General features: G+C 71.2%; 22 protein-coding genes. 13 read left to right on the top strand and 9 right to left on the bottom strand.

The window, feature by feature from the left end:
* Positions 1 to 21 precede the first annotated feature (21 nt).
* The gene (locus EOD73_RS14335) at positions 22 to 945 is read right to left on the bottom strand and encodes a DMT family transporter (RefSeq protein WP_127683709.1); all 924 of its coding nucleotides are present in this window, start codon (positions 943 to 945) and stop codon (positions 22 to 24) included.
* 63 nt (positions 946 to 1,008) lie between these two features.
* Here EOD73_RS14335 and EOD73_RS14330 point away from each other — a divergent pair, with 63 nt between their 5' ends.
* Positions 1,009 to 1,266, top strand: coding sequence for a YkgJ family cysteine cluster protein (locus EOD73_RS14330; protein WP_127683708.1), 258 nt, complete (start codon positions 1,009 to 1,011; stop codon positions 1,264 to 1,266).
* A gap of 11 nt (positions 1,267 to 1,277) precedes the next feature.
* Here the strand turns inward: EOD73_RS14330 and bfr are convergent, their stop codons facing one another.
* Positions 1,278 to 1,763, bottom strand: a complete 486-nt coding sequence (gene bfr / locus EOD73_RS14325) for a bacterioferritin (RefSeq protein ID WP_127683707.1) — start codon at positions 1,761 to 1,763, stop codon at positions 1,278 to 1,280.
* 111 nt (positions 1,764 to 1,874) lie between these two features.
* Here bfr and EOD73_RS14320 point away from each other — a divergent pair, with 111 nt between their 5' ends.
* Together EOD73_RS14320 and EOD73_RS14315 are read left to right on the top strand one after the other, a co-directional pair.
* A complete protein-coding gene (locus tag EOD73_RS14320; RefSeq protein ID WP_127683706.1) occupies positions 1,875 to 2,099 on the top strand; it encodes a (2Fe-2S)-binding protein in 225 nt (74 codons plus the stop codon).
* A gap of 32 nt (positions 2,100 to 2,131) precedes the next feature.
* The gene (locus EOD73_RS14315) at positions 2,132 to 2,509 is read left to right on the top strand and encodes a hypothetical protein (protein ID WP_127683705.1); all 378 of its coding nucleotides are present in this window, start codon (positions 2,132 to 2,134) and stop codon (positions 2,507 to 2,509) included.
* Here EOD73_RS14315 and EOD73_RS14310 read toward each other — a convergent pair.
* The 5 genes from EOD73_RS14310 to EOD73_RS14290 form a co-directional block, all read right to left on the bottom strand.
* Positions 2,466 to 2,693 carry a DUF2061 domain-containing protein gene (locus tag EOD73_RS14310; RefSeq protein WP_127683704.1) on the bottom strand — a complete coding sequence of 76 codons (228 nt, stop codon included), beginning with the start codon at positions 2,691 to 2,693 and terminating at the stop codon, positions 2,466 to 2,468. The genes EOD73_RS14315 and EOD73_RS14310 overlap by 44 nt on opposite strands.
* A 98-nt stretch (positions 2,694 to 2,791) precedes the next feature.
* Entirely contained in the window at positions 2,792 to 3,268 is a 477-nt protein-coding gene (locus EOD73_RS14305) for a hypothetical protein (RefSeq protein ID WP_127683703.1), read from the bottom strand.
* 46 nt (positions 3,269 to 3,314) lie between these two features.
* Complete coding sequence (locus EOD73_RS14300; protein ID WP_127683702.1) at positions 3,315 to 4,517, bottom strand: ABC transporter permease; 1,203 nt, start codon at positions 4,515 to 4,517, stop codon at positions 3,315 to 3,317.
* Positions 4,514 to 5,308: an ABC transporter ATP-binding protein gene (locus tag EOD73_RS14295; RefSeq protein WP_127683701.1), complete on the bottom strand. Its 795-nt coding sequence runs from the start codon at positions 5,306 to 5,308 to the stop codon at positions 4,514 to 4,516. Before EOD73_RS14295 ends, EOD73_RS14300 begins: the two co-directional genes overlap by 4 nt.
* Positions 5,305 to 6,780: an alpha/beta fold hydrolase gene (locus tag EOD73_RS14290; protein ID WP_240660724.1), complete on the bottom strand. Its 1,476-nt coding sequence runs from the start codon at positions 6,778 to 6,780 to the stop codon at positions 5,305 to 5,307. Before EOD73_RS14290 ends, EOD73_RS14295 begins: the two co-directional genes overlap by 4 nt.
* A 279-nt stretch (positions 6,781 to 7,059) precedes the next feature.
* Here EOD73_RS14290 and EOD73_RS14285 point away from each other — a divergent pair, with 279 nt between their 5' ends.
* Genes EOD73_RS14285 through EOD73_RS14270 form a run of 4 tightly spaced genes read left to right on the top strand, consistent with a single transcriptional unit; the run spans position 7,060 to position 11,878 of the window.
* On the top strand, positions 7,060 to 9,345 hold the full coding sequence (locus tag EOD73_RS14285; protein ID WP_127683700.1) for a putative bifunctional diguanylate cyclase/phosphodiesterase: 2,286 nt from the start codon (positions 7,060 to 7,062) through the stop codon (positions 9,343 to 9,345).
* A 5-nt stretch (positions 9,346 to 9,350) separates the two neighbouring features.
* A complete protein-coding gene (gstA, locus tag EOD73_RS14280) occupies positions 9,351 to 9,959 on the top strand; it encodes a glutathione transferase GstA (RefSeq protein ID WP_127683699.1) in 609 nt (202 codons plus the stop codon).
* Between the two features lie 4 nt (positions 9,960 to 9,963).
* A complete protein-coding gene (locus EOD73_RS14275; RefSeq protein ID WP_127683698.1) occupies positions 9,964 to 10,431 on the top strand; it encodes a DUF1801 domain-containing protein in 468 nt (155 codons plus the stop codon).
* Positions 10,432 to 10,480: 49 nt separating this feature from the next.
* Positions 10,481 to 11,878, top strand: coding sequence for a DUF2314 domain-containing protein (locus tag EOD73_RS14270; RefSeq protein ID WP_127683697.1), 1,398 nt, complete (start codon positions 10,481 to 10,483; stop codon positions 11,876 to 11,878).
* Between the two features lie 18 nt (positions 11,879 to 11,896).
* On the opposite strand, the gene EOD73_RS14265 is transcribed toward EOD73_RS14270, so the two are convergent.
* Positions 11,897 to 13,453 carry a thioredoxin family protein gene (locus tag EOD73_RS14265; protein WP_127683696.1) on the bottom strand — a complete coding sequence of 519 codons (1,557 nt, stop codon included), beginning with the start codon at positions 13,451 to 13,453 and terminating at the stop codon, positions 11,897 to 11,899.
* A gap of 70 nt (positions 13,454 to 13,523) precedes the next feature.
* Positions 13,524 to 13,850 carry an ArsR/SmtB family transcription factor gene (locus tag EOD73_RS14260; RefSeq protein ID WP_127683844.1) on the bottom strand — a complete coding sequence of 109 codons (327 nt, stop codon included), beginning with the start codon at positions 13,848 to 13,850 and terminating at the stop codon, positions 13,524 to 13,526.
* Between the two features lie 110 nt (positions 13,851 to 13,960).
* On the opposite strand from EOD73_RS14260, the gene EOD73_RS14255 reads away from it, so the two are divergent.
* From EOD73_RS14255 to EOD73_RS14230, 6 genes are all read left to right on the top strand, one after another.
* Complete coding sequence (locus EOD73_RS14255) at positions 13,961 to 15,007, top strand: efflux RND transporter periplasmic adaptor subunit (protein ID WP_127683695.1); 1,047 nt, start codon at positions 13,961 to 13,963, stop codon at positions 15,005 to 15,007.
* On the top strand, positions 15,004 to 18,228 hold the full coding sequence (locus EOD73_RS14250; RefSeq protein ID WP_127683694.1) for an efflux RND transporter permease subunit: 3,225 nt from the start codon (positions 15,004 to 15,006) through the stop codon (positions 18,226 to 18,228). The genes EOD73_RS14255 and EOD73_RS14250 overlap by 4 nt, the downstream gene beginning before the upstream one ends.
* A 3-nt stretch (positions 18,229 to 18,231) precedes the next feature.
* Positions 18,232 to 18,441, top strand: coding sequence for a YgaP family membrane protein (locus EOD73_RS14245; RefSeq protein WP_127683693.1), 210 nt, complete (start codon positions 18,232 to 18,234; stop codon positions 18,439 to 18,441).
* Entirely contained in the window at positions 18,441 to 18,875 is a 435-nt protein-coding gene (trxC, locus tag EOD73_RS14240; RefSeq protein WP_127683692.1) for a thioredoxin TrxC, read from the top strand. Before EOD73_RS14245 ends, trxC begins: the two co-directional genes overlap by 1 nt.
* A complete protein-coding gene (locus EOD73_RS14235; protein WP_127683691.1) occupies positions 18,872 to 19,843 on the top strand; it encodes an SLAC1 family transporter in 972 nt (323 codons plus the stop codon). Before trxC ends, EOD73_RS14235 begins: the two co-directional genes overlap by 4 nt.
* Positions 19,844 to 19,933: 90 nt before the next feature.
* Positions 19,934 to 20,647 (top strand): hypothetical protein, encoded by a 714-nt coding sequence (locus tag EOD73_RS14230; protein ID WP_127683690.1) that lies wholly within the window; start codon positions 19,934 to 19,936, stop codon positions 20,645 to 20,647.
* Positions 20,648 to 20,663 lie beyond the last annotated feature (16 nt).

Raw genomic sequence — 20,663 nt, 5'->3', positions numbered from 1 at the left:
TTGCCCTGCGTCAAGGCGGCGTCAACGGCGCGCGCGGTTCATCACCACCATACCCGCCAGCACCAGGGCGCCCCCGACCAGCAGGGAGGCGTCCACCGCCTCGCCCAGGCCGAGCGTCGCGAACAGCACGCCGAAGACCGGCACCAGGCTGATGTAAGCCGAGGCCGATCCCGCCCCCAGGGCCTTGACCCCTTCGAAGTACCAGGCGTAAGCCAGCACGGTGGCGCCTGCGGCCAAGAAGACCAAGGCGGCCCACACGCCGGCGCTGGCCTGCAACGGTTGGGCCAGGGCCTCGCGGCCTTCGAAGCCCCAAGCGCTCAAGGCGAGCAGCGCCAGCCCGAAGCCGGCGGTCACCGTGGTGGTGGTCAGCGCGTCGATGCCGCCCAGCAGGCGCTTGGCCACCAGGGTGTAGCCGCTCCAGCACAGCACGCAGCCCAGCAGCAGGGCCTCGCCCCAGCCCACCCCGCCGCTCAGCAGGGTCCAAGGGGCGCCGTGCGTCAGCACCACCGCCGCGCCCGCCACGGCCAAGGCCATGCCCAAGCCGATGCGCGCGTTCAGGCGCTCGCCAAACCACCAGGCGGCCAGCAGCGAGGTCAGCACCGGGTTGGTCGTCACCACCAAGGCCGCGCGCCCGGCGGGCACGTGCTGCAAACCCAGCAAGAAGAAAGCGGCGTAGCCGAACACGCCCAAGGCACCGCCCAGGGCCAGGCCCGCCCACTGCCTGCCCGACAGCGCGGTGAGCGATCGGACGCCCACCGTGGCGCCCAGCCACGCCAGCATCAAGCCCAGTGCCAGGGCAAAGCGCCAGGTGCTGGCCGTCATCGCCGGCAGGGCCTGGGCCACCACCTTGCCCGTGGGCCAAGAGGCGCCCCACAGCGCGGCCATGCCCAAGAGCTTCAGGTGGACCGACCAAGTCGGCGTGGCGGTGGGGATGGCGGCGCTCATCCGGCCAGTGTCGGCGCCCACCGCCGGCCCTGGCGAAGGGCATGGGCATGGCAGCATGGCGCCATGGACTGCCGCCCGCGCTGCGCCGCCTGTTGCATCGCCCCCTCGATCAGCACGCCCATTCCCGGCCACCCGCAAGGCAAGCCGGCTGGGGTGCGCTGCGCGCAACTGGACGACGACGACCGATGCCGACTTTTCGGCCGGCCCGAGCGACCGGCGGTGTGCGGCTCGCTGGCGCCCAGCGAGGAGATGTGCGGCCACAGCCGCGAGCAGGCCCTGCGCTGGCTGGGCTGGATGGAAGACCAAACCCGGCCGCGCTGAGCGCGCGTGGTTCAGCTGCCGCTGGCCTCGCCGCCCATCTGCGTTTGCAGGTAGTTCTGCGCGCCCACCTGGGCCACCAGCCCGAGTTGGGTTTCCAGGTGGTCGATGTGCTCTTCGGTGTCGTCCAAGATCGCGGCCAGGAGGTCGCGGCTGACGTAGTCGCGCACCGCCTCGCAGTGGGCGATGGCGTCCTTGAGGTGCCCGTGCGAGGCCTGTTCGATGAGCAGGTCGCAGCGCAGGGTCTCCACGGCGTCCTCGCCGATGTAGAGCTTGCCCAGGTCTTGCAGGTTGGGCAGGCCGTCCAGCGTGAGGATGCGCTCGATCAGGCGGTCGGCGTGCTTCATCTCTTCGATGGACTCGTCGTACTCGTGCTTGGCCATGCGCATCAGGCCCCAGTTCTTCAGCATGCGCGCATGCAGGAAGTACTGGTTGATGGCGGTCAGTTCCAACTTGAGCTGCTGGTTGAGGTGGACCAGCACCTGGGCGTCGCCTTGCATCGGGGGCTCCTGCGGGGGAAGGGGGTGACGGCAAGCGTAGCGGCAGTCGGGACGCCAGGAGTGCCCACCAAGCTTGCCAATGCGAATCATTCGCATTACGATGCGTGCACCATGATCGTTTGTGTCTGCCACCGCGTCTCCGACCGCGACATCCGCGCCGCGGCGGCGTCCGGCTGCCCGGACTTCGACGCCTTGCAAGACGAGCTGCGCGTGGCCACGGCCTGCGGCGCCTGCCGCGAGTGCGCCCAAGCTTGCTTCGCCACCGCGCCGGGCCCCAAGGCCGAACGCGGCGCGGGCGCGGCGCCGGTCTGGGGGCTGCGCCCCGTGCCCGCCTGAGGCCGATGCGAGCCACGGCGTCGACGGGCACGATGGCACCCTGCGCCGAGCTCGAGGCCGAGCACCGCCTGCTGCTGCGACGCTACGCCGCCCTGCAAGCCCGGGTCAGCGCGCTGTGCCAGGCGCAACGGGCCGAAGTCCTGGCCTTGCAGGCGGAGGTCGTTCGCCTTCGGGCCCGTTCGATGTGCGATGTGAGCCGCCGGGCATGGCTGGCGCCCGCGCCGCCGCCTTGGCACGCGGTTTGGGTCCGGGCCCAGACCGATGCCCTGTGGTGCCACACCGCCTGCCTGCCCTTTGGGCGGATTGGCGCCACCGGCGACACCTGCCGCCGCACGCAGCAGCCCTGCGCCGCGCCGACCGACCCGGTCAGCGAACCGGCTCCGCCTCCCAGGCCGACGAACGCCCGCTGAACAGCGCCTGCCCCCAGGCCGCCAGCCTCGGCCAGTGCTTGTCGTGGAAGTAGTGCACCACCGTGTTGGCCAGGGGCTCGACGAAGGTGATGGCGACGGCGATGGCCAGGTCGCCCGTCAGCGCGTAGCTGATGCCAAAGGCGGTGCCCACATGCAGCACCCCGAACGACAGCGACTTGGCCATGGCGAACCCCTCAACGAAGACAGGCCGCCAGTGTGGCGAGACCGCCTGCGCGCGTCCAAGCGAAAGGCTTGATCGCGGCCATAGCCTGGGGCCGCGCTTCAGCCCGGCGCCGGCAGATTCAGCTGTTGCGCCACCGCCAAGCACTGCTGGATGTGCAGCTCGCACACGGCCTTGAGCGCCGTGTAGGTCAGCACGGCCGACACCGCCTGCCCGGCCAAGGGCACGAACTTGGCGGCCTGCTGGGTGGACAGGCGCACGCCCACCACGCTCAGCGCCTTCATCACGAGTTCGCGCGTCACCAGGCGCCCGATCAGCACCCCGCCGCCCGCGGAGATGGCCTTGTAGACCGCCACGCGCCGCTCGGGCGCCAGGCGCTCGACCTGTTCGGCGCTCAGCCCGAAGGCGGCGTTGATCTGCGGGATCAGGCGCAGCAAGACGGCCATGTCGGTGGCCCAGTCCAAGCCCGGCACGGGCACGGCGGCCACCCCGGCCGCAACGAGGGCGCGCTTGCGCACGAGCCGGCGGCTGCGGTCCAGCGCGGCTTGCAGGTGGGGCGGAAGGGGCGGCTTGGGCATGAAAAAAGGGCCTCCGAAGAGGCCCTTGCACTGTAGGCGCGCTGGCTCAGCGGCTGGCGGCGGCGCGCATCTGCTGCGCCACGAACACCAAGCAGGCCACCGTGAGCACGCCGGCGGTGACCAGCGAAGGGCCCCATTGCGCCAGCGTCACCGGCTCGCCCTTGAGGACCAGCATCATCAGCTGGTTCTGGCCCAGGCCGGGCACCCAGTAGTACCAAGGCGCGTCGGCCCCGGGGTTCAGCAGGGCCACCATGGGTGCCAGGCTCACCATCGTCATCACCAGCGTGGCGCTGGCCTGGGCTTCCTTGAAGGTCTTGGTGCGGATGGCCACGGCCATCAGCAGGGCGCCCAGGGCCGCGGCCAGCGGCGCCAGCAGGGCGGTGAACAGCAGCGCGTCCTGCCAGCCGAAGCGGAACATGGCCTGCAGGCTGTCGCTCTTGAGCAGCCACTGCGCCGGCACGAAGCTCAGGCTGGCCAAGGCGGCCACGGCCACGCCCAGCAGGGCCACCGCGCCGAACTTGCCGCCCACCAAGCTGAGGTGCTTGGCGGGGTTGGTCAGCAGGGGCTCCAGGGAGCCGCGCTCGCGCTCGCCCGAGGTGGCGTCCAGCGCCGCGGTCAGGCAGCCGTACAGCACGGCCATGATCACGAACATCGGGATCATGCTGGTGATGCGCGAGGCCCGAGCCCCGGGCGAGGCCAGATCGCGTTCGGTCATGTCCACGGGGCGCAGCACCTCGCCCGAGACGCCGCGCAGCATCAGGTGCTGGCCGGCGCGTTCTTGGCCAAAACCAGTCACCAAGCGGGCCACGGCCCCGGCGCCGACGCTGGCGCGTTGGTTGGCGCTGTCGGTCACCACCTCGATGCTCGGCTGGTCGCCGCGCGCCAACTCGGCCTCGAAGGTGGCGGGCACGACGAGCACGGCGTCGCCCAGCTTGCCGCTGCGCAGCTGCGCCTCGTAGTCGGCCGGGGCCTCCTTGATGCTGTAGTTCTGGCGTTCGATGTAGTTGCGCAAGGTCGGCGCGTGCTGCATGCCGTGGGCCACCACCTCGCGCTGCTGCGCGCGGGTTTCGAACTGGGCGATCAGGCCGCTGAGCAGGAACAGCATCAGCGGGCCCATCAGCAGCGCGGGCAGGGCCAGGCGCATCAGGGTGCGGCGGTCGCGCAGGGCGTCCACCAGCTCTTTGAGGAAGACGATGGCAACGTGGTTCAGCACCGAGGGGTGGGCTTGGCGGGCAGGGACGGCGCTCATGCGGTCTCCTTCAGGTCGGGGAAGGCCAGGGCCACGAAGGCGTCTTCAAAACGCTCTTGCCCGGCTTGTTGTTTGAGGGCGGGGATGCTGCCGTGGGCCACGGAGCTGCCGCGGCTGACCACCACCACCTCGTCGCACAGGTACTCCACCTCTTGCATGATGTGCGTGGAGAACACGATGCACTTGCCCTGGTCGCGCGCCAGGTGGCGCAGGGCCTCGCGCAAGCTGCGAGTGGCCAGCACGTCCAGGCCGTTGGTGGGCTCGTCCAGCACGATGTTGGCCGGGTCGTGCACCAGCGCGCGGGCCAGCGCGGTCTTCATGCGCTCGCCCTGGCTGAAGCCCTCGGTGCGGCGGTCGATGACCTTCTTCAGGTCCAGCAGATCGCTCAGGGCCTCGCTGCGGGCCAGCGCGGCCTCGCGGCTCATGCCTTGCAGGCGGCCGAAGTAGACGATGTTCTCGCGGGCGGTGAGGCGCGGGTACAGGCCGTGCGCGTCGCCCAGGATGCCCATGCGGGCCAGGGCCTGCTGCGGCGCGCGGGTCACGTCGATCCCGTCGACGTCGATGCCGCCGCTGTCGGGCGCAAACAGGCCGGCCAGCATGCGCAGGGTCGTGGTTTTGCCGGCGCCGTTGGGGCCCAGCAGCCCGGTGATGCGGCCGTTGGTGGCGCTCAAGGACACGCCCTTGACGGCCTCGACGTAGGCGGCCGCCGGCCGCTTGAACAGGGCGCCCAAGCCGGAGGCCTTGGCGGGCGCGGCCTTGAAGCGCTTGGTGACGCGGTCGATGGTGATCATTTCTGGCCTTCCTTCTTCACGGGGGGCAGGGAGGGGTTGGGCGGCACGAAGGCCGTGGCGCGGGGCATGGTGGCGGCGCAGTCGGCTTTCACCGCCAGGGCCTCGGCGTCGGTCGGGGCCTCGATGAACTTGGCCATCACGTCGCGCATGCAGGGCAGGCCGCTCACGCCGTGGCCGGCGGCCGGCACGACGACGTGCTTGGCCAGGCTGCCCAGCGCGGCGGTGGCGCGCTCGCCATGGCGCGGCGGGGTCACGGGGTCGGCGCCCCCGCTGAGCACCAGCACGGCGCTCTGGGCCTTGGGGATCTCGTAGAACGCCGGCGGCACCTTGCCCTTGGGCCAGTCGGCGCACACGCGGCCGTACAGCTGCGCTTCCATCGTGCCGTAGTCGGCGCCAACGGGGTCCTTGGACAGGGGCATGCGCGGCAGGTCTTCGGCACACACGACCGAGAAGTGCATGCCCATGGCCAGGCGGCCGGCGCGGCCGCCCATGCCGCTGCTCAGCCCGACGAGGGCGTTGAAGTCGCCTTCGCTGGCCTGGGCGATCGCCGCCGGCACCACGGCCGTCAGCGAGGGTACGTACATCGGCCCGCGCACGGCGCGCAGCACGTGCATGGCTTGGAGGCGCACCGTTTCCAGCTTGCCGGTCACCGGGTGGGGGACGCTGACCTCGCGCGGCAGGCTGGCCAAAAGGCGCTTCCACTGGCCGGCCAGGTCGGGGTAAGCCTTCTGGCAACCGGCGTCTTGTGCGCAATGGGCCAGCAAGGCGTCCAGGGCGGCCTGGTTGTCGGCGCTGAAGCTGCGGGGCAGCACCATGTCGGGCGGCGCCACGCCGTCCAAGATGACGCGGCGCGTGGCCTTCGGGAACTGGCGCAGGTACTCCAGCGCGGCCCGGGTGCCGTAGCTGCCGCCTTGCACGTTCCATTGCGCCACGCCCAGGGCTTGGCGCACGGCGTCCAGGTCCTGCATGGCGATCGTGGTCGTGTACTGGGTCAGGTCGCCGTGCGGCAACTGGCCCAGTTGCCCACGGCAGGCGTCCAGGCGCTTCATCTGCGCCTCCATGTCCAGGCCCTGGGCCATGGACAGGCCCGCTTCGTCGGCGCACTCCAGCGGGGCGCTCTTGCCCGTGCCGCGTTGGTCCACGAACACCAGGTCGCGGCGCTGGCTCAGCCGGCTGAAGCGCGGGGCCACCACCGGCAGCAAGTCCACGGCGCTTTGGCCCGGGCCGCCGGCCAGGATGACGACCGGGTCGGGCAGCTTGTTGCGCGCCAAGGCCGGCAGCACCACCACGCGCAGGTCGATCTGGGTGCCCTGGGGCTGGGCGGGGTCCAGCGGGCGCTTCAGGGTGCCGCACTGCAGCTCGGTCGGGTGGCCGGGCAGGCGGCAGGCCTTGAGTTCCAGGCTGGGCGAGGCGGCGTCGGCCGACTGCAGGCTGGCCAGCACGGCGACCAGCACCGCCAGCATGGGAGCCATGCGGCGCGGGGGGCGAAGTCGAGAAGGGGTCATGACGGTGGATCCTGGTTGGGGCGTCGAAGTGGGCGCGATTATTGGGACCCACCCGGCGCGCTTTGGGGCCGGCAGGGCGAATGGCGGGCGGACCGTGGCGAATGGCGGTGGGCCGTGGACGAGTGGCGGGACGCCCAAGTGGGGGGATGAGGTGGCCGCGGCGCATTCCCTTCCTACACTGGGCCCGCCGCAACACTTCAGGGGGATGGGTTGACGACGAGGGAGCCGAAGGCGCTGCAAAACGCCGTGTTGGTCACCAGCACGGGCCTGACCTTGCTTTTGTGGGGCCTGGCCGCGTGGCGGCCCCAAGCGGGGTGGGCCGATTGGGCCGACAACGCCCACTGGACCCTGGCCTATGCCGCTAGCGTGGGGGTGGTGGCCTCTTCGGTGGGCCACGCCGAGCAGGCCATCGACAACCGGGCGCGCCGCATCTTTGCCGCCACCCTGGCCCTCACCCTGCTGGGCCAGCTCGTCTACATGGTGCAACTGGCCAGCGGCTGGAACCCCTTCCCCGCCCCGGCCGACCTGCTGTTTCTGACGCTCGGCCCGGGCGTGGCCCTGGGCTTCATGAGCCTGCTGCACCTGCCCGGGCAGGCGCCCGTGTGGCGGCGCGTGGGCCTGGACGTCTTGGGCGCCGCCACGGCATCCCTGGCCTTCGCGCTGACCCTGTACTTGCCCCTGGCCGACAGCAATGCCATGGGCGCCGTCGTCGTGTCCATCGCCTACCCGGTGCTGTTGATCAGCGCGGCCTTCACCTCCGTGTTCGCCCTGCTCCACCAGCGGCAGCGCCCCACGGCCGCGGGGGCGGCCATCACGCTGGGGCTCTTGGGCCATGCCGTGGCCTGGATGAGCTGGAACGTGGCGCTGTTGAAAGGCCCGGTGGCCAATGGCTCGGTGCTGGGCCTGCTGTACTCCTTGCCCACGCTGCTCATGGCCTGGGGCGCCGCCCGCCTGCGCACCGACATCAACCGCGACCCGGCCTTCGACCGCCTGTGCGAGGGCATCTTGCGCATGCTGCCCCTGACCATGGTGGCCCTGGCCTCCGGCGCGCTCGGCCTCCTGGTCTTGAGCGAGCGCATGGCGGCGGCGCCGCGCGGGCTCTTGGCGGGCCTGGGCCTGCTGATGCTGCTGCTGGCCGTGCTGCGCCAAACCCAGCAGCTGAGCGAGCGCGACCGCCTGTTGGAGGCCGAGCGGGCCGTGGCCGAGGGCCGCGCGCAGCTGGCGCACCAGGCCCTCCACGACGCCCTGACCGGCCTGCCCAACCTCAGCCTGCTGCGCGACCGCGCCGAACTGGCCATGGCCGGGGCCGCGCGCGCGCGTCACAAGGTGGCCCTGATGTTCATCGACCTCGACCAGTTCAAGGAGGTCAACGACACCTTGGGCCACGCCGCCGGCGACGCCCTGCTCAAGCACCTGGCGCAGGAGCTGCAGGGCCAGCTGCGGCAGGCCGACACCGTGGCCCGCCAAGGCGGCGACGAGTTCTGCATCGTGCTGCCCGGGGTGAAGGACGGCGCCGAGGTCACCGCCGTGGCCGAGAAGGTGATGGCCTTGTCGCGGCGCAGCGTCATGGTCGACGGGCACGACCTGCCCTTGCACCTGTCGGTCGGCATCGCCCTCTTCCCCGACGACGCGGCCGACTTCGACAGCCTGATGCAGGCCGCCGACACGGCCATGTACCGCGCCAAGTCGGCCGGCCGCAAGGGCTACCGCTTTTACGACGCGGCCATGAATGCCGAAGCCCTGGCCCGCATGCAGCTGCGCTCGCGTTTGGCCAAGGCGCTGGAGCGCGGCGAGCTGTCGCTGCGCTACCAGCCGCAGGTGAACCTGGCCACGGGGCACATCGAGGGCGTGGAGGCGCTGATGCGCTGGACCTCGGCCGAGCTCGGACCGGTGTCGCCCGCGCAGTTCATTCCCGTGGCCGAAGACAGCGGTCTGATCGTCGACATGGGGGCTTGGGCCCTGTTCGAGGCCTGCCGCCAGGCGTCCACCTGGATCGGCATGGGCCTGCCGCCGATCAAGATGGCGGTCAACATCTCGGTGCTGCAGTTCCGCCGTGGCCACCTCGACGAGCAAGTGAACGAGGCCCTGGCCCTGACCGGCCTGCCCGCGCAGTACCTGGAGCTGGAGCTGACCGAGTCGGTGCTGATGCAAGAGCAGGACAAGGTGGCCGCCACGCTTGACCGCCTGGAGGCCCTGGGCGTGGGCCTGGCCATCGACGACTTCGGCACCGGCTACTCCAGCCTCAGCTACCTCAAGCGCCTGCGCGTGGACAAGCTCAAAATCGACCAGAGCTTCGTGCGCGACGCCACCGACAGCGCCGGGGCCGCCGGCATCGTGCGCGCCGTGGTGCAAATGGCCGACGCCCTGGGCCTGAGCACCCTGGCCGAGGGCGTGGAAACCGAAGCCCAGCGAGACTTGCTGATCGGCTGCGGCTGCGCCAGCGCCCAGGGCTACCTGTTCGCCAAGCCCCTCAGCGCCGACGAGCTGACCGAGCTGCTGCGGCAGCACCCCGAGCAACCCTCCATCTTTTGACCGCCATGAAGCTCTACTACGCCCCCGCCGCTTGCTCCCTGTCCCCGCACATCGTGCTGCTGGAATCCGGCCTGCCTTTCGAGGCGGTGCGCGTCAGCACCAAGAGCCACAAGACGGCCGACGGCGGCGACTTCTACGCCATCAACGACAAGGGCTACGTGCCGGTGCTCGAGTTCGACAACGGCGAGCGCCTGACCGAAGGCCCGGCCATCGTGCAGTGGATCGCCGACCAAGTGCCCGACAAGCACCTCGCCCCGGCCAATGGCACCCTGGCCCGCGCCCGCCTGCAGGAGTGGTTGAACTTCATCGGCACCGAGCTGCACAAGGGCTTTGGCCCGCTGTTCCACCCCGGCTTCGACGCCGCGGCCAAGGCCGTGGCCACCGACACGCTCAAGAAGCGCCTGAGCTGGACCGACGCCCGCCTGGCCGACCGGGAGTTCCTGCTGGACGGCGGCTTCAGCGTGGCCGACGCCTACCTGTTCACCGTGCTGGGCTGGGGCGGCTACGTGGGCCTGAACCTGGCCGACTGGCCGAACCTGGCGGCGTACCACGCCCGCATCGGCGCGCGCCCTTCGGTGCAAGCCGCGCTCAAGGCCGAAGGCCTGCTGAAGTAAGGCCATGCAGTCCGCCGCGGCGAGCGTCGACGCCTACCTCGACGAAGCCCCCGCCGATCGGCAAGCAGCGCTGCGCCAGCTGCGCGCGCTGCTGCGCGACCGCCTCACGCCGCTGGGCTTTGAAGAGGCCATGAGCTACGGCATGGTGGGCTACGTCGTGCCTCACAGCCGCTACCCGGCGGGCTACCACTGCGACCCCAAGCTGCCCCTGCCCTTCCTCAGCTTCGCCTCGCAAAAGGCCTCGATCAACCTGTACCACATGGGCCTGTACGCGCAGCCCGAATTCATGGCCTGGTTCCAGGCCGAGCACGCCAAGGCCAGCCCCCACAAGCTGGACGTTGGCAAGAGCTGCGTGCGCTACAAAAAGCCCGAGCACCTGCCCTACGAGCTCATCGACCGCCTGGTCCAGCGCATGAGCGCGGCCGACTGGATCGCGCTCTACGAAGCGCTGTACCGACCCAAGAAGAAATGAACGCCGCGCCCCAACCGACCCTGGCCGACGCGCATCGCGTGGCCGCTCTGTGACCGGGATCGACCGCCAGCGCCGGCGCGGCCGCGTGCTGTGCGTCGCGGTGCTGGTCGCGGCCATGGGGGTGCTGGCGCCGGTCCAAGCGCAGTCGCCCAAGGCTGGGCAAGCTTGGACCGAGGGCTCGCCCCGGCAGGCGATGGTCGTCATGGACTTCGCCGTCTACTTCGACGGCCAACCCAAGGCCTCGCCGGTGGCCACCCTGCGGGCCTTGCACGCGCGCCTGCCGGCCGCCCCGCAGTGGGTCGACAAGGTGCCGACCTCGGCCCCGTCGAAACCCACGATGCTGGTGCAGCTGGTGACGGACCTGCCCCGGCAACTGCCCATCCCCAGCCCCCAGCACATCGCGTACTTCGGGCGCGGTCTTGACGCCCAGCAGGCCGCCGCCCTGCAAGCCTCGAAGCAGGCCCTGCTCGTGGTGTTCTTCCATCCAGGGACCGAGGCGATGGCGCGCTACCGCCCGGCCATGGCTTTGTTGGCCGAGACCGCCGCCCAAACTGGCGGCACGCTGTGGGACGGCAACACCCGCGAGGCCTTCTCACTGCCGGCTTGGCGTGAGTCCCGCTTGCAGGCCTGGGAGGGGGCCGTGCCCCTGGTCCGGGCCCACACCGTCATCCACGCCTACAAGGCCGACCGCGGTGTGCGCGCCATCACCTTGGGCATGAACAAGTTCGGCATGCCGGACGTGGTGGTCGACGCCTTCGCCTGGTCCGACCAGCGCGCCATGGGCAATCTCCTCCAACTGAGCGCGCAGCGCTTGGTCGAGGGGCAGGCCATTGGACCGGGGGGGCGGTGGCGTTTGGACGTGAACGAGGTTCGGCACGCCGGCATGCGGGCCGAAGCCCGTCAGAGCCTGATTGCCGAGGGCAGCGGCCGCACCGAACTTCGGCTGGTCGGCGGACGGCGCGACGAGGGCGATCCGGACAACGCCTTGGCCGAGCTGAGCTTCGATGGCCATCCCGGCGCGGACCACGCAGCCCGGCAGCACAGTGCCCTGGCGCGCATGTATGGCAGCGGCGAGAAAGAGGTCCGGCTCGTGCGGCACGACGCGGCGCTGAAGGCCGCCAGCGAGCGGGCCCGTGCGCAATTGCCGGCGCTGCGCGAAGCCTTCCGCAAGGGCCTGGCGCCCGGCGAGTTCATCCAGCTCAAGGCGCCTTTCGCCACCGACGACGGCGGCACCGAATGGATGTGGGTCGAGGTGCTGGCGTGGGAGGGCGATCGCGTGCGCGGCCTGCTCAAGAACGAGCCTCGGCAAGTGGCCCGCTTGCAGGCGGGCCAAGAGGTGACCATTTCGCAGAAGGACGTGTTCGACTACTGGCGCCTTGATGCCCGGGGCCAGGCCAGCGGCAACGAAACCGGGAAGTTGATCGACGCGGCGCAGCGGGCGCGCTGAGGCGCCCGCTCGGGCACCTCAGCCCTTCTTCGCCTTCAGCAGCCCGTCGCAGGTGCTGCGCTCGCCGCTGTCCAGCTTGGCGCACACGCCGCCGAGCTGGGCTTGCAGGCGGGCCAGCACCGGCGCGTTGGCGCCCGTGCCCCAGGGCACGAGCTGGTCGCTCACGCGCTGCAGCGAGCGGGCGCTGCGCTCGTAGAACGCGCCCTTGTCGGCCGCGGCCTCGGTGATCAGCTGTGACACCAGCTTTTCGATGCGCGCGCTGTCGTTGGGCGTGAGCTCGATCAGGTTCTTGAAGTAGGTGCCGCCCCACTGCAGGCGCGTGGCCGGGCCCTCGCTCTTGGCAAAGGCCTGCTCGTACCAGCTCAGCGACTCTTCCACGCGGCCGGTTTTGCGGGCGTTGCTGCCCAGCTGGCTCATCAGGTAGTAGGGCGAGTGGCTCTTGGCCAGGTTGCTCTTGAGCAGCGCGTCGCTCTCGGTCCACAAGCCCGCTTGACCCAGCAAGTGGCCCACGGCGGTGATCACGGCCTGGCGCTCGTAGCCGTCGGTGATCTCGCGGTCCATGCGCGTGCTCAGGCCGCGCACCTCGGCCAGCAGGGCCGGGTCGAGCTTGGGGTTGAGGCTGCCCTTGGGCTCGTCGATGCGGGCCAGGTTGACCCGGGCGATCAAGGCGCTGGTGCGGTCGGCGCGCGACAGGGTCTTGTCGGCCTGCAGCGCGGCCAAGGTGCGCTGCAGCTGGGCCACGGTGGCGTCACGCTCGGTGCCGGTTTGGCGGTAGAGCGCGTGCACGATGTCCACGGCCTGGTTGGTCAGCACGTCCATGTGCACGCGGGCCTGCTTCGGGTCGCGCAACACGGCGGCCACGGTGGCCCGCTCCACTTGGGAGGCGGCCTCGCCCGTGCCGCCGCTGGCGGCCAGGCCCTTGAGCACCAAGCGGGTGCGGGTTTCGGCCGGCACGCCCTTGCGCGTGGCCAGGCGGCGCAGCAGCTCGGCGCGCAGGGGCTCGCTGACCAGCTGCTGCTCGTCGGTGTCCCAGCTGTAGTAGCCCAGCAGCTGCCACTCGCCGGCCTTCAGGGCCTTGCCGTCGCGGGCGTCGTTCAGCACGGCCTTGATCGGGCGGCCGCCGGACAGGCCGAGCTGCATCAGCTTGAGCACGCGCGGCGCGTCGGCCTCGCCGGGCAGGCGGGTGATCTCCTGGCCGTCGGCGCTGAAGAGGATCAGGGTCGGGTAGCCACGCACCTTGAAGCGGGCGCCCAGCTTCTGCGCCCCGGGCAGGTCGCCGTCGATCATCACCGGCACGAAGTTCTGGCTCTGCGCGATGAAGTCCGTGCGGTTGAACAGCGTGGCCTTGAGCTGGTTGCAGGGCGGGCACCACTTGGCGCCCCAGTACAGCAGCACCGGCTTCTTCTCGCCCTTGGCGCGGGCGAAGGCGGCCTCGATGTCGCTGTCGGCCGAGGCCGCTTGCCAGGCGACGCCGGCGGGCATGTCGATGGCGGCGTGGGCCGCCGGCAGGGCAGCTGCCAGGGCCAAGGCCAGCGCGCTGGCGCGCAACACGGACAGGGGGAAGGTCGGCTTCATCGGGCGGCTCCGGAGCAGGGTCAGGCGGAAGCCGGCGATTGTCACGGCAGCGCGCCGAGGGCGCTGAGGGTCAGACCAATCCCCGGGCTTGCGCCTGTTCCACGTGCTGGCGGGCCACGGCGCCGCACACCAGGTCGCACAGGTCGTAAATGGCCGGGTCGGCGATGCGGTAGTACACGCTGGTGCCCCGGCCCTCGCGCAGCACGATGCCGCGCTGCTGCAGCAAGCTCAAGTGGCGCGAGACGTTGGCCGTGGTCGTGCAGGCCAGCTCGGCCAGCTCGCCCACCTTGCGCTCGCCCTCCCGCAGCTGGTTCAGCACGCGCAGGCGCGTCGGCTCGGACAAGGCCTGGAAGAAGGCCGCCACGTCGGACAGCACCGCCTCGGGCAGGTGCTCCATGCTGGGGGCGGGGGACTTTTTGCGCGAACTCATGGCGGGCATTGTCGGCTCACTTGCATATTTGCGTGATTGCTCAAATAATAGAAGCAACAACCTCGGATGTCCACCCCATGACGCACCGCACCGCTTCCCTCTCGCTGCTTTCCGTCCTGTTGGCCGCCGCCCTCGGCACCGGCCAGGCGGCGCCGGCCGCCGCGCCCCCGACCCACACCGTGCAGGCCCAGGCCGCCGGGGGCGTGCAGCGCGTGGAAGGCGTGGTCGAGGCCGAGCGCCAGGCCGTGCTGTCGGTGCCGGTGCAAGGGGCCGTCATCGAGCTCAAGCTCCGCGCGGGCGACCCGGTCAAGGCCGGGCAGCTCATCCTGCGGGTCGACGCCCGCGCCGCTGCGCAAGGGGCCCAGGCCGCTGGCGCCCAGGCCGAGGCCGCCCGCGCCACGCTGAACCTGGCGCAGCGCGAGTTGGCGCGCCAGCAGCAGCTCTTCCAGCAAGGCTTCATCAGCCGCGCGGCGCTGGACCAGGCCGAGGCCCAGAGCCAGGCCACCCAGGCGCAGGCCAAGGCCCAGCTGGCCGCCGCGGGCGCCGCGCAAACCCAAACCGGCCTGCACGAGCTGCGTGCCCCCTTCGACGGCGTGCTGGCCGAGCTGCCCGTGACCCTGGGCGACCTGGCCCAGCCCGGCCGCCCCCTGGCCACGGTGGTGGACCCGCGCCAGCTGCGCGTCACGGCCGCCGTGCCCGTGGCCCTGGCCGAGGCCGCGCTGCGCGAGCGCACTGCCGTGCAGGTCGAACTGAGTGGCAGCGGCGCCGGCCTCGCCCCCACGCGCATCGAGCGCCTGCCCTTGGTGGACGCCGCCTCGCACACCGTCACCCTGCGGCTGGACCTGCCCGCCGGCACCGCCGCCGCGCCCGGCCAGTTCGCCCGCGTCGTGATGCCCAAAACCGGGACGCAAACCGCGGGCAGCAATGCCCTGCGTGTGCCGCGCAGCGCCGTGATCCGCCGCGGCGAGCTCGACGCCGTCTACGTGCTGAGCGCGCAAGGCAAGCCCCTGCTGCGCCAAGTGCGGCTCGGGCCGGTGCTGGGCGCTGACGTCGAGATCCTGGCCGGTGTGAGCGCGGGCGACCGCGTGCTGACCGCGCCGGCCACCGTGGGAGCCACGAAATGAGCCCCCCCACCCCGATTGGCGTCTCGGGCCGCATCGCCGCCTTCTTCCAGGCGGCGCAGATCACGCCGCTGCTGGCCTTGGTGGCCCTGCTGCTGGGCGTTTTTGCGGTGATGGTCACGCCGCGTGAGGAAGAGCCGCAGATCAACGTCACCATGGCCAACGTGCTGGTGGCCTACCCCGGCGCGGGCGTGCCCGACGTGGAGCAGCGCGTGGCCATCCCCGTGGAACGCTGGCTCTCGGGGATGCAGGGCGTGGAGCACGTGATGGCCGTCAGCCGCCCGGGCCTGGCCGTGCTTACCGTGCAGTTCAAGGTGGGCGTGCCGCGCACCGAAGCCTTGGTGCGCCTGCAAGATGCCGTGAGCAGCCACGCCGGGCAACTGCCGCCGGGCGCGATGGCGCCGCTGGTGCAGCCCAAGGGCATCGACGACGTGCCCATCGTGGCCTTCAGCCTTCACAGCCGCGATGGCCGTGAGGGCCCCGCCGCGTTGGAGCGCGTGGCCCGCAGCATCGAGGCCGAACTGGCCCGCGTGCCCGGCGTGCGCGACGTGCAAACCCTGGGCGCCCCTGGCCGCGGCATCACCGTGGCCTTGGACCCCGCCCGTTTGGCCAGCGCGGGCTTGGACGCCCTGTCGCTGCGCCAGGCCCTGCAAGGCGCGCACGCCAGCGCGCCCTTGGGCGATCGCGTGCAGGGCAACCAGGCCATCTCCATGGAAGCCGGCCCCTGGCTGAGCAGCGCCCGCGAGGTCGAGGCCTTGATCGTGGGCGTGAGCAAGGGCAAGCCCATCGCCCTGAGCGAGGTGGCCACCGTCACCGACGGTCCGCTGCCGCCCACGCGCAGCGTGTGGCACACCGAGGCCGGTGGCGCCACGCACCCGGCGCTCACGCTGGCCATCACCAAAAAGGCGGGCGAGAACGCCATCGACGTGGCCAACGCCCTGACCGCGCGCATGGACGCGCTCAAGAACACCGTGGTGCCCGACGACGTGGTCGTGACGCTGACCCGCAACTACGGCGCCACCGCCAACGACAAGGCCCAGCAGCTGATGACCAAGCTGCTGTTCGCCACCGCCTCCGTCGTGGCCTTGGTGTTCATCGCCCTGGGCAAGCGCGAGGCCGCCATCGTGGGCACGGCGGTGATGCTCACGCTGACCGTCACCCTGTTCGCCTCTTGGGCCTGGGGCTTCACGCTCAACCGCGTGTCGCTGTTCGCGCTGATCTTCTCCATCGGCATCCTGGTGGACGACGCCATCGTCGTCGTCGAGAACATCCACCGCCACCAGCAGCTGCACCCGGGCAAGAGCCTGCGCGAGCTGATCCCCGGCGCGGTGGACGAGGTGGGGGGCCCCACCATCCTGGCCACGCTCACCGTCATCGCCGCGCTGCTGCCCATGGCCTTCGTGTCGGGCCTGATGGGCCCCTACATGGCGCCCATCCCCATCAACGCCAGCATGGGCATGGTCTTGTCGCTGGCCATCGCCTTCGTTGTCACGCCGTGGTTGGCCCGCCTTTGGTTGAAGGCCATCCCCGAGGGCGAGGCCCACGACCCCAATGCCCTGCATGGCCTGTCGAAGAAGCTCGCGCCCCTGGCCGAGCGCGTGTTCGCGCCGCTGCTCGACGCCCGGCGCGGCGCCCGTTCGCGCAAGCTGCTGGGCTTGGGCGTGGCCGGGCTCATCGCCCTGTCGCTGCTGCTGCCGGCCGTGGGCCTGGTGGTGCTGAAGATGCTGCCCTTCGACAACAAGTCGGAGTTCCAGGTGGTGGTCGACCTGCCCGCCGGCACGCCGCTGGAAAAGACCGCCGCCGTGCTGGGCGAGATGGCGCAGCACCTGGCCACCGTGCCCGAAGTGGCCCATGTGCAGGCTTATGCCGGCACCGCCGCCCCCATCAACTTCAACGGCCTGGTGCGCCAGTACTTCTTGCGCGCCGACCCGCACCAGGGCGACTTGCAGGTCAACCTCGTGCCCAAAGGCCAGCGCCACGAAAAGAGCCACGTCACGGCCACCAAGCTGCGCCCCGCGTTGCAGGCCATCGGCCGCCGCTACGGCGCCAACGTGAAGGTGGTGGAAGTGCCGCCCGGCCCGCCGGTGCTGGCCCCGCTGGTGGCCGAGGTCTACGGCCCCGACCCCGAAATCCGCCGCGCCGCCGCGCTGCAGGTGCGCGCCGTGCTGGAAAAGGGCCGCGGCATCGTGGACGTGGACGACAGCGGCATCGCCGATGCGCCGCGCCAGCTGCTGCTGGTGGACCGCCGCAAGGCCGCCCAGCTGGGCGTGGCCGTGCCCAGCATCGTGGCCACGCTGCGCGCCGCGCAAGCCGGCGACGAGGTGCTGTCGATCATGGACGGTCAAAGCAGCCAGGCCCTGCCGCTGCGCCTGCAACTGCCCGTGGCCGAGCAGGGGTCGATGGACAGCCTGCTGGGCCTGAAGGTGCGTGCCGCCGGCGGGCCGGATGCGCGTTTGGTGCCGCTGCGCGAGTTGGTCACCGTGACCGACACCCTGCGCGAACCGCCCCGCTACCGCAAAGACGGCCTGGGCGTGCACTTCGTGGTGGCCGACGTGGCCGGCGTGGTGGACAGCCCGCTGTACGGCCTGTTCGGCGTTCGCTCGGCCCTGGGCGAGCTGACCCTGCCCGACGGCGGCCGCCTGCAAGAGCACTTCATCCGCCAGCCGGCCGACCCCTACCGCGGCGTGAGCCTGAAGTGGGACGGCGAGTGGCAGATCACCTACGAGACCTTCCGTGACATGGGCCTGGCCTACGCCGTGGGCCTGGTGCTGATCTACCTGCTGGTGGTGGCGCAGTTCGGCTCGTACCTGACGCCGCTGGTCATCATGGCGCCCATCCCGCTGACGGTCATTGGCGTCATGCCGGGCCACGCCTTGCTGGGCGCGCCATTCACGGCCACCAGCATGATCGGGATGATCGCCCTGGCCGGCATCATCGTGCGCAACTCCATCCTGCTGGTGGACTTCATCAACCTGCAGGTGCGCGAAGGCATGGCCTTCGAGCGCGCCATCGTCACCAGCGCCATCACCCGCGCGCAGCCCATCTTGCTGACCGGCTTGGCCGCCATGGCCGGGGCCTTCTTCATCCTGGACGACCCCATCTTCAACGGCCTGGCCATCTCGCTGATCTTCGGCATCGCCGTGAGCACGGTGCTCACGCTGGTGGTCATCCCCATCCTGTACTACGTCGCCTACCGCAACCGCCTCTCGTTTCTGAAGGAGTAACCCATGAGCTCTTGGCAAATCGTCCGCGTCGTCGCCGGCACCTTCATCCTGCTGTCCCTGGCCTTGGGCATCCCCGGCAGCCCGGTGTTCGTCAGCCCTTGGTTTCTCGCCTTCACCGCCTTCGTGGGCGCCAACCTGCTGCAAAGCGGCCTGACGAAGTGGTGCCTGATGGAGTCGATCCTGCGCCGCTTCGGCGTGAAGGGAGGGTGCTGATGCACCTCGTCTGCCCGAAATGCGGCGCCACCAACCGCGTGCCCGACGAGCGCCTGGGCGACGCACCCGTGTGCGGGCGCTGCCAAACCGAACTTGCCCCGCCGCACCCGGTCGACCTGAGCGACGCGGTGTTTGCCGACTACATCGCCAAGAGCGACGCCCCGGTGCTGGTGGACTTCTGGGCCGAATGGTGCGGCCCTTGCCAGGCCATGGCCCCGCACTTCAAGGCCGCGGCCGCGCGCGCGCCGGGCGTGCGCTTTGCCAAGGTCGAAACCGATGCCAACCCCAAGGCCTCGGTGGGCAGCCGCATCCGCTCCATCCCCACCGTGGTGCTGTTCCACCGCGGTGAAGAGATCGCCCGCCGCAGCGGCGCCCTGCCCGAGGCCGAGTTGCTGCGCTGGCTGCAGGCCTCGCTGGCCGGGAGGGCGGCATGAGCGGCGCCACCGGGCAGTCCCTGCGCCATCTCGGCCCCGGCCACTTCGCCATGGTGATGGGCTTGGCCGGCCTGGCCCTGGCCTGGCACCGGGCCGAGCTCCTGATGGGGCCGGTGGCCGCCAGCGTGAGCACCGCCTTGGCGGCGCTGGCCGCGCTGCTGTTCCTGGCGCTGGGGGGGGCCAGCCTGCTGCGGGCCCTGCGCCACCCGGACGCCTGGGCCGAGGACCTGAAGCACCCGGTGCGCCACGCCTTTGTGGCCGCCCTCCCCATCTCGCTCATCCTGCTGGCCACCCTGGCCTTCGGCCTGTGGGGCGCCAGCCCCTGGGTGGCGGCGGCCTGGGGCCTGGGCTGCGCGGCGCAGGCCGCGGTCACCCTGTGGGTGCTGTCCCGCTGGTGGCGGGGCCCGGCCGTGGGCCACGCGGGCCTGACGCCCGTGCTGATCCTCCCGGTGGTGGGCAACGTGCTGGCGCCCCTGGCGGGCGTGGGCCTGGGCTTTGAGGCCTGGTCGGCCGCGCAGTTCGGCCTGGGCCTGTTCCTGTGGCCGATGGTGCTGGCCCTGCTGTTTCAGCGCTTGGTGAACCACGGCCTGTGGCCCGAGCGCCTGCTGGCCACCGGCTTCGTCACCGTCGCCCCGCCTGCCGTGGTGGGCTTGGGGGCGCTGCAGTTCGGGGCACCGCCCCTGCTGGCCTGGATGGCCTGGGGCGTGGCGCTGGGCTTCCTGTTGCTGGCCCTGACCCTGCTGCCGCGCTTGAAGCGCACGGGCTTCGCCTTGCCGTTTTGGGCGATGTCCTTTCCTTTGGCGGCCTTCGCGGCGCTGAGCTTGCGCCTGCAGCCCGGCACGGGGGCGGTGGCCCTGCTGGCCTTGGCCTCGGTTGTGGTGTTTGGCCTGGTGCTGGCCACGGTGCGGGCCGCCCGCGCCGGCACCCTGTGGGCGCCGGAGCCGGTGGCGGTGATCGTTCCGGGCTGAGCCCGAGGGCGCGGCTAGGCGTTTGATCGCATTGCCGCGCCCCGGCCGGCGCAGTACGCTGCGCGCCTTTCCGAAGTCACCAACAACACCATGAGCGCCCTCCCTGAAGCCCTGCCGCACGGCGACCTCGAAGAGGTTTTTCCCGACGTCTTCTTCGTCACCGGCACCATGCTCACCCAGCTGATGGGCGCGCACTGGCACTTCAGCCGGAACATGACGGTCGTGCGCGAGGGCGGCGAACTCACGCTCATCAACGCCATCCGCCTCAGCGACGAGGGCCTGGCCCAGCTCGAGGCCTTGGGCACGGTCAAGCACGTGGTCAAGATCGGCTCCTTGCACGGCCGGGACGACGCCTTCTACAAGCAGCGCTACGGCGCCACCTTCTGGGCCCTGCCCGGCATGCAGCACGAGCATGGCCTGGTGGCCGACCGCGAGCTGGTGCCCGGTGGCCCGATGCCGGTGGCCGGGGCCACCCTGTTCGCCTTCGAGCACACCAAGCTGCCCGAAGGCATCCTGCACCTCGACCGCGAGGGTGGCATCGTCGTCGCCTGCGACGCGCTGCAGCACTGGGTGGCGCCCGACCGCTTCTTCGACGAGGCCTCGCGCGAGCGCATGACCGGCATGGGCTTCTTCCAGCCGGCCAACATCGGCCCCGTGTGGCACCAGGTGAACGAGCCCAAGGCCGCCGATTTCCAGCGCCTGCAGGGCTTGGGCTTCCAGCATGCGCTGTGCGGGCACGGGTCGCCCTTGCGCGACACGGCGCACCGCGATTTCAGCGAGCGGTTCCAGCGCGTGTTCGCCTGAGCAGGCCCCGCCAGAG

This window comes from Inhella crocodyli, from assembly GCF_004004565.1.
In the GTDB taxonomy this organism is placed as follows: domain Bacteria; phylum Pseudomonadota; class Gammaproteobacteria; order Burkholderiales; family Burkholderiaceae_C; genus Inhella; species Inhella crocodyli.
Note: the sequence above shows the minus strand (reverse complement) of the source record. Positions and strands in the feature narration are given on the sequence as shown.